10 protein-coding genes and 1 tRNA gene are annotated in these 12,252 nt (G+C 69.8%); 8 read left to right on the top strand and 3 right to left on the bottom strand.

Annotated elements, in window-relative coordinates:
- Window positions 1–100: 100 nt before the first annotated feature.
- On the bottom strand, window positions 101–958 hold the full coding sequence (locus PGN25_06210) for a prephenate dehydratase (GenBank protein ID MEH3117197.1): 858 nt from the start codon (window positions 956–958) through the stop codon (window positions 101–103).
- Between the two features lie 14 nt (window positions 959–972).
- Window positions 973–1,716 (bottom strand): 3-deoxy-manno-octulosonate cytidylyltransferase, encoded by a 744-nt coding sequence (locus tag PGN25_06215; GenBank protein MEH3117198.1) that lies wholly within the window; start codon window positions 1,714–1,716, stop codon window positions 973–975.
- Window positions 1,717–2,016: 300 nt separating this feature from the next.
- Between PGN25_06215 and PGN25_06220 the strand changes: the two genes are divergently transcribed.
- The 5 genes from PGN25_06220 to PGN25_06240 all read left to right on the top strand — a co-directional run bounded on the left by PGN25_06220 (window position 2,017) and on the right by PGN25_06240 (window position 8,507).
- On the top strand, window positions 2,017–2,754 hold the full coding sequence (locus PGN25_06220; protein MEH3117199.1) for a c-type cytochrome: 738 nt from the start codon (window positions 2,017–2,019) through the stop codon (window positions 2,752–2,754).
- 173 nt (window positions 2,755–2,927) lie between these two features.
- Window positions 2,928–4,841, top strand: coding sequence for an extracellular solute-binding protein (locus tag PGN25_06225; protein MEH3117200.1), 1,914 nt, complete (start codon window positions 2,928–2,930; stop codon window positions 4,839–4,841).
- Window positions 4,838–6,700, top strand: a complete 1,863-nt coding sequence (locus tag PGN25_06230; protein MEH3117201.1) for an extracellular solute-binding protein — start codon at window positions 4,838–4,840, stop codon at window positions 6,698–6,700. Before PGN25_06225 ends, PGN25_06230 begins: the two co-directional genes overlap by 4 nt.
- A gap of 129 nt (window positions 6,701–6,829) precedes the next feature.
- A complete protein-coding gene (locus tag PGN25_06235) occupies window positions 6,830–7,933 on the top strand; it encodes a microcin C ABC transporter permease YejB (GenBank protein MEH3117202.1) in 1,104 nt (367 codons plus the stop codon).
- Between the two features lie 70 nt (window positions 7,934–8,003).
- The gene (locus PGN25_06240) at window positions 8,004–8,507 is read left to right on the top strand and encodes an N-acetyltransferase (protein MEH3117203.1); all 504 of its coding nucleotides are present in this window, start codon (window positions 8,004–8,006) and stop codon (window positions 8,505–8,507) included.
- Window positions 8,508–8,565: 58 nt separating this feature from the next.
- Here the strand turns inward: PGN25_06240 and bla are convergent, their stop codons facing one another.
- The gene (bla, locus tag PGN25_06245; protein ID MEH3117204.1) at window positions 8,566–9,423 is read right to left on the bottom strand and encodes a class A beta-lactamase; all 858 of its coding nucleotides are present in this window, start codon (window positions 9,421–9,423) and stop codon (window positions 8,566–8,568) included.
- Window positions 9,424–9,516: 93 nt separating this feature from the next.
- On the opposite strand from bla, the gene PGN25_06250 reads away from it, so the two are divergent.
- The 3 genes from PGN25_06250 to PGN25_06260 all read left to right on the top strand — a co-directional run bounded on the left by PGN25_06250 (window position 9,517) and on the right by PGN25_06260 (window position 12,024).
- The gene (locus PGN25_06250; protein MEH3117205.1) at window positions 9,517–11,049 is read left to right on the top strand and encodes an AMP-binding protein; all 1,533 of its coding nucleotides are present in this window, start codon (window positions 9,517–9,519) and stop codon (window positions 11,047–11,049) included.
- Window positions 11,050–11,113: 64 nt separating this feature from the next.
- A complete protein-coding gene (locus tag PGN25_06255) occupies window positions 11,114–11,896 on the top strand; it encodes a glycosyltransferase family 2 protein (GenBank protein ID MEH3117206.1) in 783 nt (260 codons plus the stop codon).
- A gap of 35 nt (window positions 11,897–11,931) precedes the next feature.
- A tRNA-Ser gene (locus tag PGN25_06260) sits at window positions 11,932–12,024 on the top strand.
- Window positions 12,025–12,252 lie beyond the last annotated feature (228 nt).

A 12,252-nucleotide genomic window follows, 5' to 3' on the forward strand; every position in this document is an offset into this window, starting at 1 on the left:
GCCCCGTCCGACCCGGATGCACCGACTGGTTTCGCCTGTTTTCGACCGACACGAAGCAACCGCCATCTCGTCCCGGTCGATGCGGACGACCGGCGCCGGATCATTCCGCCGCCTGTCGCGTCGTCTCCCGGAACGGGTGAGCCGGGTAGGTGCCGATGATGCGCAGTTCCTTCGAGAAGTAGCGCAGTTCTTCGAGCGCCCGGCGCAGGCCGTCATCCTCCGGATGGCCGTCGACCTCGGCGTAGAACTGGGTCGCGGTGAACTGGCCCTCGACCATGTAGCTTTCGAGCTTCGACATGTTGACGCCGTTGGTCGCGAAGCCGCCGAGCGCCTTGTAGAGCGCCGCCGGGATGTTGCGCACGCGGAAGACGAAGCTCGTCACCGTCGGTCCGTTGCCGGGCTCGCTCTCGGCGGGCTCGGGCGAGAACACGACGAAGCGGGTGGTGTTGTGCGCCTCGTCCTCGACGTCGCGCTCCAGGATGTCGAGGCCGTAGATCTCCGCCGCCATGGCCGGGGCCAGAGCGGCGCGGGTCGGGTCCCGCGCCTCCGCCACCTCGCGGGCCGCGCCGGCGGTGTCGCCGGCCACCACCGCCCTGAGGCCGAGGCGCCGGATGATCCGGCGGCACTGGCCGAGCGCGTGGACGTGGCTGTGCACGCTGGTCAAACGCTCGGCCTTCACGCCCGGCAGGACCATCAGTTGGAAATGGATCGGCAGGAAGTGCTCGGCGACGATGTGCAGCCGCGAGGTCGGGATCAGGTGATGGATGTCGGCGACGCGGCCGGCGATCGAGTTCTCGATCGGGATCATCGCGAGCGCCGCCTTGCCCTCGTTCACCGCGGCGAACGCGTCCTCGAAGGTCGCGCAGGCCAAAGCGGTCCAGCCGGGATAGGCCTGCGAGCAGATGATGTGCGAGTTGGCCCCGGGCTCACCCTGGTAGGCAATCGTGCGATCGGTCATCGGTCCGGCGATCTTCAGTTCAGGCGGCGGATGGCGAGCAGCGTGCGGGCACGCTCCAGATCGGCGGGGGTGTCGACCCCGAGCGGCAGGTCGTCGACGATCACGGCGTCGATGCGCATGCCGGCCTCCAGCGCGCGCAACTGCTCCAGCTTCTCGCGCCGTTCGAGTTCGCCCTGCGGCAGGCGCACGAAGCGGGCGAGCGCCCGCCGGCGATAGGCGTAGAGGCCGATATGGTGGAACAGGGGCCCCTCCCCCCAAGGCGCCCGCGCGCGGGTGAAAGCGAGCGCCCGCAGGCGGTTCGGGCCGACGGTGTGGCCGATGATCTTGACCACGTTCGGGTCGTCCATCTCCTCGGCCCGGTGGATCACCGCGCAGAGCGTGGCGATATCGACCTGCGGGTCGGCGAGCGGGGTCACGGCCGCGGCGATGATCGCCGGGTCGATCGTCGGCAGGTCGCCCTGGACGTTGACGACGACGTCGTGATGGCCGTCCGGATCGACGATCTCCAGCGCTTCGGCCAAGCGGTCCGAGCCGGACGGATGGTCGGGCCGCGTCATCACCGCCAGCCCGCCCTGCGCCTCGATCGCCGCGACGATGTCGTCGGTGTCGGTGGCGACCACCACGGGGCCGATTCCCGCCTCCACGGCGCGGCGCCAGACATGGACGATCATCGGCTCGCCCGCGATGTCGGCGAGCGGCTTCGACGGCAGGCGGGTGGCGGCCAGACGGGCCGGAATCAGAATCAGCGGGTCGGACATCAATTCGGGCGCAGAAAGGCGCGTCGGGCGCGGGTTCGCGGGTGGGGCATCTAGCAGCCGCGTTCCGGCTTGTCATTTCCGCTTCCGCCGCCCCCGGTGCGGCAGGGCTGCAACGCCCATCCCCCGCGCACGTCCAAGCTGTGCGGAAAGGCGCTCTGCGACAGCGCGCTGCGCGTGGGGACCATTGTCAAGGTCGGCCCCGAGCGGCTAATCACCCTTGAAATCCTCCAAAGTCCGGCGTCTGCCCGTCGGGCCCCCATCCGCCGGGTCCTGATCCCCCGCGCGCCGGAGCTGTCGAGCATGGATTCCTTCGAGCTGAACAAGGTCGCCGGCGCGGTTCTCGGCGCACTGCTGTTCGCGGTCGGGTCGGGCTTCGTGGCGGAGCTGATCTATCACCCCAAGCCCGCCGGAAGCGCCGGCTACCCGCTGCCGGAGCCCGAGCCGAAGGGCGCCGGGGCCGAGGCGGCCGCGCCGAAGGCCGAACCCATCGCCGTGCGTCTGGCCAGCGCCGATGCCGACAAGGGCAAGGGCGGCACCAAGGCCTGCCAAGCCTGCCACAGCTTCGAGAAGGGCGGCCCGAACAAGATCGGCCCCGACCTGTGGGAGATCGTCGAGCGCCAGAAGGCGCATCACGAGGGCTTCGACTACTCCGCCGGTCTCAAGGAGAAGGGCGGCACCTGGACCTACGAGGATCTCGACCACTTCCTCGAAAACCCGAAGGGCTACGTGAAGGGCACGAAGATGGCGTTCGCCGGCATCGGCTCCCCGACCGAGCGCGCCAACGTCATCGCCTATCTGCGCACCCTCTCCGACAGCCCGAAGCCGCTGCCGGCCGTCGAGAAGAAGGAAGAGAAGGCGGAGGGTGGCAAGCCCGCCGATACGAAGCCGCCCGAGAGGCCGGTGGAGAGCGCGACCGGCGACAAGACCCCCGAGGCGAAGCCCTCGGGCGACATCCCGACCAAGGCGGACCCCGGCTCCGAGACCCCGCCGGCCACCGAGCCGCCGGCCAAGGCCGATCCCGAGGCGCCCAAGCCGTAGGCCGAAGCGTCGGACGAAGCGTCGGGAAAGCCGGGCCCGCGAAGCCCGGCCTTTTTCCCGATCGATCCGCCGGTCCCGTCCCCTGCGCGCTCGCGGCGGGTTGGCGCCGGACCCGGGCCTGTCCTAGAACGGCGCCCGACGTCCTCTTCACGGGATCGGGAGACCGCGCCGACGTGACAGACAATGCCGTGATCGCACGCCGCAGCTTCCTCGCCGGAGCGCTCGTCGTCCTCGGACTGCGCGGGACCGCCTCCGCTCAGGAACCGGCGGAATCCGCCTCGAAGGTCTCGGCACAGGAGGCACCCGACACGTGGCGCCACGCGCTGACCCTGCTCGGCGAGCCGAAATACGGCCCGGACTTCCCGCATTTCGAGTATGCCGATCCGAAGGCGCCGGTCGGCGGCCTCGTCCGGCTCGGGGCCCAGGGCGGCTTCGACAACCTCAACTTCATCGTCAACGGCCTGAAAGGCGATCTCGAAGGCGGGATCATCCAGATCTACGACACGCTGATGGAGGATTCGGGCGACGAGCCGTTCTCCTCCTACGGGCTGCTCGCCGAAGGCGTGCGGATCGCCGCCGACGGCAAGTCCGTGACCTATCGCCTGCGGGCGAACGCGCGCTGGCACGACGGCAAGCCGGTCACCGTCGAGGACGTGATCTGGTCCTTCGACACGCTGAAGGCCAACAGCCCGTTCTACGCCGCCTACTATCACAGCGTGACGGGGGCCGAGCCCGGCGCGGAGCGCGAGGTCATCTTCCGTTTCGCCGAGGCCGGCAATCGCGAGCTGCCTCAGGTCCTCGGCCAGATGCAGGTTGTGCCCAAGCACTGGTGGACCGGCACGGCCAAGGACGGAAAGCCGCGCAGCGCGACGGAGACGACCCTCGAAATCCCGCTCGGCTCCGGCCCCTACCGCCTCGTCAAGATCGATGCCGGGCGCTCGGCCACCTACGAGCGCGTCGCCGATTACTGGGGCAGGGATCTGCCGGTGAATCGGGGCCGAAACAATTTCGGCACGATCCGCAACGAGTACTTTCGCGACGGGTCGGTGCTTCTGGAGGCGCTGAAGGGCGACCTCTACGACTTCCGCACCGAGAACATCGCCCGGAACTGGGCCACGGCCTACGACGACTTCCCCGCCGTGAAGGAAGGCCGCCTCGTCAAGGAGGAGTTTCCCGGCCGCGGCACCGGCATCATGCAGGCCTTCGTGTTCAACCTGCGCCGGGACAAGTTCAAGGACGAGCGGGTGCGCTGCGCCTTCAACCTCGCCCTGAACTTCGAGGAGATGAACCGGCAGCTCTTCTACAGCCAGTACAGCCGGATCGACTCCTACTTCTACGGCTCGGAACTCGCCTCGTCCGGCCTGCCCGAGGGTGTGGAACGGGTCATCCTGGAGAGCGTGAAGGACAAGCTGCCCGAACGCGTCTTCACCGAGCCCTACACCAACCCCGTCAACGACACCCCGGAAGCCGTGCGGGCCAACCTGCGCAAGGCGGTCGGCCTGCTGCGCGAGGCCGGCTACGAACTCAAGGGCGGAAAGATGGTCGCGAAGGCGACCGGCGAGCCTCTGACGGTCGAGTTCCTCGAATTCCAGAACGTGTTCGAGCGGGTCATCCTGCCCTTCGCCGCGCAGCTCAAGCTGATCGGCATCGAGAGTTCGATCCGGGTGATCGATCAGGCGCAGTACCAGAACCGCCTGCGCGGGTTCGACTTCGACGTCACCACCGCGAACTGGCCGGAATCGCTCTCGCCAGGCAACGAGCAGCGCGAGTTCTGGGGCTCGGCCGCCGCCGACAAGCCGGGCTCGCGCAACATCGCCGGCATCAAGGATGCGGGCATCGACGCACTGATCGAGAAGGTCGTCTTCGCCGAGGATCGCGAGACCCTGGTCGCCGCGACCCGCGCCCTCGACCGTGCCCTGCTCGCCCACAATTTCGTGGTGCCGCAATGGTCCTCGCCGGTGACGCGGACGATTCGCTGGAACCGCTTCGGCCGCCCGGCCGTGCTGCCGAAATACGGCGCCTCCGGCTTCCCCACCACGTGGTGGTACGACGAGGCCCTGGCGGCGCAGACGGGGGCGCCCCGTTGAGCCCGGGCGCGACGCGCCGGGGCATCGTCCTCGGCACCGGGGCGCTGGCCGTCGCGAGCGCCCTGCCCGGTCCTTCGCGCGCCGAGAGCGCCCGCACGAGCCACGGCCTGTCGAGCTTCGGCGAGCTGAAATACGGGCCGGACTTCCACAACTTCGACTACGTGAACCCGATGGCGCCGCGCGGCGGGCGCTTCTCGACGCAGCTCGTCCAGACCTTCGGCAATCAGGCCTTCGACACCTTCGACACGCTCAACCCCTACGTCTTCCGCGGCAACGGCGCGGCGGGCATCAATCTCACCTTCGACAGCCTGATGGTGCGCGCGCTCGACGAGCCCGACGCGCTCTACGGCCTCGTCGCCCGCTCGGTGGAAATCTCTCCCGACGGCCTGACCTATCGCTTCGCGCTGCGCCCGCAGGCGCATTTCCACGACGGCTCGCGCCTGAGCGCGCGGGACGCCGCCTTTTCCCTCGGCATCCTCAGGGAGAAGGGCCACCCGACGATCGCGCAGGTCATCCGCGACCTCGCCGAGGCGACGGCCGATGGCGACGACACCCTCGTCGTCCGCTTCGCGCCGGGGCGGAGCCGCGACCTTCCGCTGATCGTGGCTGGGCTGCCGATCTTTTCCGCCACGTTCTTCGAGGGCCGCGATTTCGAGGCCCAGACCCTCAAGCCGCTCCTCGGCTCCGGCCCCTATCGGGTCGGGCGGATCGAGATCGGCCGCTTCATCGAACTGGAGCGCGTGGCCGACTACTGGGCCGCGGACCTGTCGGCGATGGTCGGCCAGAACAACTTCGGGCAACTCCGCTACGAGTATTTTCGCGACCGGCAGGTCGCCTTCGAGGCGTTCAAGGGCGGGGCCTACGCCTACCGCCAGGAATTCACCTCGCGGATCTGGGCGACGGGCTACGACTTCCCCGCCGTGCGCGAGGGCCACGTGAAGCGCGAGACCCTGCCCGACGCCTCGCCCGCCAGCATCCAGGGCTGGTTCCTCAACACCCGCCGCGAGGTGTTCGAGGACGCCCGCGTGCGCGAGGCGATCGGCCTGTGCTTCGACTTCCCCTGGACCAACCGCACGGCGATGTTCGGGGCCTACAGCCGCACGGTCTCGTTCTTCCAGAAGACCGACCTGATGGCGACGGGCAAGCCCTCGGCCGAGGAACTCGCCCTGCTCGAACCGTTCGGCGGCCGGGTTCCGGCGGAGGTGTTCGGCGAGGCCTGGACCCCGCCGGTTCCCGACGGCTCCGGCCAGGACCGGGCGCTCCTCGCTCGCGCGGTGGCCCTGCTCAAGGAGGCGGGCTGCACCCGCGAGGGCGGCGTGGCGCGGCTGCCGAGCGGCAAGCCGATCGAGTTCGAGTTCCTCGACTCGGACCCGGTCTGGGAGCCGATCGTCCAGCCCTTCATCCGCAATCTCGGACTGATCGGGATCAAGGCGCGCCAGCGGGCGGTCGATGCCGCGCAGTATCAGGCGCGGGTGCGGGACTTCGACTTCGACGTCACCTCCCGTGCATCGTCGGGCGACGCCACGCCCGGACCGGAGCTGCGCGAGGCCTACGGCGCCCGCTCGGCGGCCATCCCCGGCTCGAACAACCTCGCCGGCATCGCGGACCCGGTGGTCGACGCCCTGCTCGACCGGATCGCCGGCGCAGATTCCCGCGCCGGCCTCACGACGGCCTGCCGCGCCCTCGACCGGGTGCTGCGCGCCGGCCGATACTGGATTCCGATGTGGTACTCCCCCGACTACCGCCTCGCGGCCTGGGACATGTTCGGCCGCCCGGCGAGGCTGCCCACATACGGGCTCGGCGTGCCCGGCACGTGGTGGTACGACGAGGACAAGGCGCGCCGGATCGGCCGGGGCTGAGAACGCGAAACCCGTCGGCGACGATCTCGAATCACCGCCGACGGCCCGCGCGACGGCGCGGCGGCGGTCGTCCGCCGGGCGCATGGAGCCCGGCCATCGGTCGGGGTCCATGCAACGTGGTGCAAGAACATGCTCGCCTACATCCTGCGGCGCCTCGCACTGATGATCCCGACGATCTTCGGGATCATGCTGATCACCTTCGCCATCATCCAGTTCGCCCCCGGCGGCCCGGTGGAGCGTGTGCTGGCGCAGTTGCAAGGCCAGCAGGAAGGCTCGCTCTCGCGCATCACCGGCGGCCAGGGCGATCTCGGCGGCGGCGCGGCCCGCAGCGGCGGCGGCAGCGAGAACGCGAAGTATCGCGGTGCGCAGGGGCTCGACCCGGCCTTCATCAAGAAGCTCGAAGCGCAGTTCGGCTTCGACAAGCCGGCCTACAAGCGCTTCGGCAAGATGCTGTGGGACTACCTGCGCTTCGATTTCGGCCGCAGCTACTTTCGCGACGTCTCGGTCTTGGACCTGATCAAGGAGAAGCTCCCGGTCTCGATCTCGCTCGGCCTGTGGATGACGCTGATCTCCTACGCGATCTCGATCCCGCTCGGCATCCGCAAGGCGGTCGCCGACGGCTCGCGCTTCGATGTCTGGACCTCGGCCGTCGTCATCGTCGGCTATGCGATCCCGAGCTTCCTGTTCGGCATCCTGCTGGTGATCCTGTTCGCAGGCGGCTCCTTCGTGCAGATCTTCCCGCTACGCGGCCTCACCTCCGAGAACTTCGATTCCCTGAGCCTGTGGGGCAGGATCGTCGATTACGCATGGCACATGACGCTGCCGCTCGCCGCCCTGGTGCTCGGCGCCTTCGCCACCTCGACCCTGCTCACCAAGAACTCGTTCCTCGACGAGATCCGCAAGCAGTACGTCGTCACCGCCCGGATGAAGGGCCTGACCGAGCGGCGCGTGCTCTACGGCCACGTCTTCCGCAACGCGATGCTGATCGTCATCGCCGGCTTTCCCGGCGCCTTCATCACCGCCTTCTTCACCGGTTCGCTGCTGATCGAGACGATCTTCTCGCTCGACGGACTCGGCCTGCTGTCGTTCTCCTCCATCGTCGGCCGCGACTACCCGGTGGTGTTCGCCACGCTCTACATCTTCTCGCTGCTCGGACTCGCGGTGAACCTGCTCTCCGATCTCACCTACACCTGGATCGATCCGCGCATCGACTTCTCGGCGCGCGCGGCCTGACGCCGGGATCGTTTGCCGGGTGCGGAACGGACTGCTATCGGCGCGCACCCGCCGCCTGCCGGACGCTCCCGTGACCGCCCTCTCCCTCGTCATCCGCCCCGAACATCCGGACGACGCCCCGGCCATCGAGCGGCTGCACGCCCGCGCCTTCGGCCCCGGCCGCTTCGCCCGCACGGCCTACCGCCTGCGCGAGGGCACGGCGCCCTTGCCCGAACTCTGCCTGACGGCCCTGGTCGGAACCTATCTCGTCGGCTCGGTCCGCATCGGCCCGGCGCAAGCCGAGGGCGGGACGCTTCTCGTGCTCGGTCCGCTCACCGTCGATCCGAGCTTCTCGGACCGCGGCATCGGCACCGGCCTGATGCGGGCGAGCCTCGACGCCGCCCGTGCGGCCGGTCACGGCCTCGTCGTCCTCGTCGGCGACGCGCCGTATTACCGCCGCTTCGGCTTCCAGCCGGTGCCCGCCGGCCGGCTCGTCCTGCCGGGACCGGTCGATCCGGCCCGCTTCCTCTGGCTCGAACTCGCGGAAGGAGCGAGCGCCGGCCTCTCCGGCACGGTCCGGCCTTTACGCGCGTAGCGGGCGCGAGAGCATCGTCTTTCCAGACAAGCCGGCAGCCACCTTTCGGGACGAGGCCCTAGGCCGAAACGGCGCGGCCCACGGCGGCGATGGCGGCGTTCCGCTCCTCGAGCGAACGGTCCGATTCCGTGAGGTAGACCGCCACCACGAGCGGGGCAGCTCTCACCGGCCAGATGACGGCGATGTCGTTGGCGGTGCCCCGATCCCCCGTGCCGGTCTTGTCGCCGATCCGCCAGCCGGCCGGTAGGCCGGCGCGCAGCCGCGCCCCGCCCGTGCGGTTGTCGATCATCCAATCGGCGAGCCGCGACCGCGACGCCGCCGACAGGCCGTCGCCGAGAACGAGGCGCCGCAGCACCCCGGCCATCGCCGCCGGGCTCGTCGTGTCGCGCGCATCCCCTGGCCTCGCTTCGTTGAGATCCGGTTCGATCCGGTCGAGCCGCGTCACGGCATCGCCGAGACCGCGGATATAGGCCGTCAATCCCTCCGGCCCACCGATGGCGGCGAGCAGCAGATTGCCCGCGGTGTTGTCGCTGCGGGTGATGGCAGCCTCGCACAGCTCTGCCAGCGTCATTCCGGCACCGCCGACCCTCCGCTCCGTGACCGGCGAGTAAGGCACCAGCATCGGAGTCTCGAAGACCACCCGCCGTTCCAGCCTGTCGGACCCGGAATCGATCCGCGCCAGAACGGCGGCCGCGGCCAGAACCTTGAAGGTGCTGCACATCGGGAAGCGCTCGTGCTCACGGTGGCCGACGAGCCGGTCCGAAGCCGTATCGAGCACGGCGACGCCGAGCCGTCCGCCTGTCCGCGCCTCGATCCCCGCGAAGCCCGCGGCCGAAACCGCTTCGGCCCGGGCCCTTCCCGACAGGCCGGCAAGCGCCAAGAGTCCGCTCGCCGTGACCTGACGTCTGGTGACCATGCCGCGTCTCCTATCGGTGCGTTCCGCGCTTGACGGTCGAGAAGGGGAGGCCGACACCGGAGGCAAACGCCAAGCCGACCGGGGACACGCTCCGTGCCGACCACCGACGACCGTCGTCCCCCTCCCCGTTTCAACGCGGCGCATCACTGTCTGGCGGAGAATGCCCGGCTTCGCGGCGACAAGACGGCGCTGGTCATGGTCGGCGATCACGGGGCCGTCAGCCGCCTGACCTACGCCGAGGCCGACCGTGCGGTGCGCGGCATCGCGGCGGGCCTGCTCGGCCTCGGGCTGAAGCCCGGGGACCGGGTGATGGTCCGCATGGGGAACGAGGCCGATTACGTGCTCGTCTATTTCGGTGCGCTCGCCGCCGGCCTCGTCGCCCTGCCCTCCTCGCCGCAATTGACCGCGGACGAAGCCGCCTTCCTGATGGACAATGCCGGCGTCGCCGCCGTGGTCACCGGCGAAGGTTTTTCGGAGGCCGCCGGCACGGGCCCCGCCATCCGGCTCGACTCCGAAGCGATCGCGGCGATGAAGGCGGGCGCGCCGCTCGCCGACTACGCCGATACCGCCGCCGACGACCCGGCCACCCTGGTCTACACCTCCGGCACCACGAGCCGCCCCAAGGGCGTGCTTCATGCCCACCGCGCCGTCTGGGGCCGGCGGCCGATGCACGCGCACTGGTTGGGCCTGACCGAAGCGGACGTGGTGCTGCATGCCGGAACCATGAACTGGACCTACACGCTCGGCGTCGGCATCACCGACCCCTGGGCCCGCGGCGCGACCGCGGTGCTCTACAACGGCCCGCGCGACCGCGGGATCTGGCCCCGCCTCATCGCCGAGCACGGCGCGACGATCTTCGCCGCGGTGCCGAGCGTCTACCGCCAGATCCTCAAATACGCCGACTTCGCGCGGCACGACCTCTCGCGCCTGCGCCACGGCGTCACCGCGGGCGAGGCGCTCTCCGCCGACCTCCACGCCGCCTGGACCGCGGCCACGGGCAAGCCGCTCTACGAGGCCCTCGGCATGAGCGAGATCTCGACCTACGTGTCGAGCGGCCCCACCATCCCCGTTCGTCCCGGCTCGCCGGGCCGGCCACAGCCGGGCCGGCGCGTCGCGATCCTGCCGGTCGAGGGGCCGCCCGAACCGCTGCCGGCCGGCGCGACGGGCCTGCTCGCGATCCACCGCTCCGACCCCGCCCTGATGCTCGGCTACTGGCGGCGGCCCGAGGAGGAAGCGGCCGTGCTGCGCGGCGAATGGTTCGCCGGCGGCGACCTCGCCAGTCTCGACGCCGAGGGCTACCTCTGGTTCCACGGCCGCAACGACGATCTGATGAACGCCATGGGCTACCGGGTCTCGCCGGTCGAGGTGGAGGGCGTGCTGGCGGCCCATCCCGACATCGCCGAGGCCGGCGTGGCGGAACTGGCCGTGCGCGCCGACCTGCGGGTCATCGCCGCCTTCGTGGTGCTGCGTCCCGGCGCACGGCCCGACGCGGACAGGCTGATCGCCTGGTGCAACGCGCGTCTGGCCGCCTACAAGGCGCCGCGGGCGATCCGCTTCCTCGAAGCGCTGCCGCGCACGGCCAACGGCAAGGTGCAGCGCAAGCGCCTCCCGGACATCGCCGGGTAGCGCCCCGCGCTTGTTCGCCATGCGCCCCGTCGCTACAGCGGGCAGCCCGTTCGTCGCGAAATCCATGTCTCCGCTGCCGCTCTCCGTCTTCATCATCGTCAAGAACGAGGCCGACCGTCTCGGCGCGACGCTTGCCGCGGTGCGCGACCTCGCCGACGACATCGTCGTCGTCGATTCCGGTTCGACCGACGGAACGCAGGATCTCGCCGCCTCTCTCGGTGCCCGGGTGATCCACAACGATTGGCCGGGCTACGGCCGGCAGAAGCGCTTCGCCGAAGGCCAGTGCCGCCACGATTGGGTCCTGAACCTCGACGCCGACGAGGTGATCCCCCCGGATCTGGCCGAGCGGATCCGCGCCGTCTTCGCTCGCGGCGAGCCGGCGCACGCCGCGTGGCGCATCGCCATCGCCGAGATCTTCCCCGGCGAGACGCGGCCCCACCCCTGGGCCTACGTGCTGACGCCGGTGCGGCTCTACCGGAAGAGCCTGAGCACCTACTCGACCTCGCCGGTGCACGACCGTGTCGTGCTGGGCCCCGGCGTCACGGCAGGCCGGATCAGGGGGCGCATCCACCATTTCTCGGTGCGCTCGCTCGGCGACCAGCTCGACAAGCTCAACCGCTACTCCGACCAGCAGGCCGACGACCTCGAAGCCCGCGGCGTGACGATCCCGTCCTGGCGCCTGTTCGTGGAGTTGCCGGGCAACTTCCTGAAGGCCTATTTCGGCCGCCGCCACTTCGTGCGCGGCGCCTACGGCTTCCTGACGGCGATGAACTACGCCATCTCGCGCCATCTGCGCGTGGCCAAGCATTACGAGCGCCGCACGGCAACCCCGCGCAGACCGGGTTGACCCGCCCCGCCGGAGCTTCTACAGCCGAGCGGCGAGGAGACGTGGCCGAGAGGCTGAAGGCACTCGTTTGCTAAATGAGCATACCCCTAATAAGGGTATCGAGGGTTCGAATCCCTCCGTCTCCGCCACTCGCTTTTCGTCGAAAATAGCCGTTCTTTTTCAAAGGCTTGCCGACGACCGCAAATCGATATGCCCCCGATTTGTACCCGCAAGGATGGGCGTTCGATTTCTTGGGGACGGTGCCCGTGCCAGCGACCGGTGCGTAAGACCCACATCGTAAGCCTTGGCTGAGTCGTCGATTGCGGTTCGCTTCCAGCCGAAGGTGCGGGTGATCCTCTGGATGTTCGGCAGGCCAC

This window comes from Methylorubrum populi (assembly GCA_036946625.1).
Lineage (GTDB): Bacteria > Pseudomonadota > Alphaproteobacteria > Rhizobiales > Beijerinckiaceae > Methylobacterium > Methylobacterium populi_C.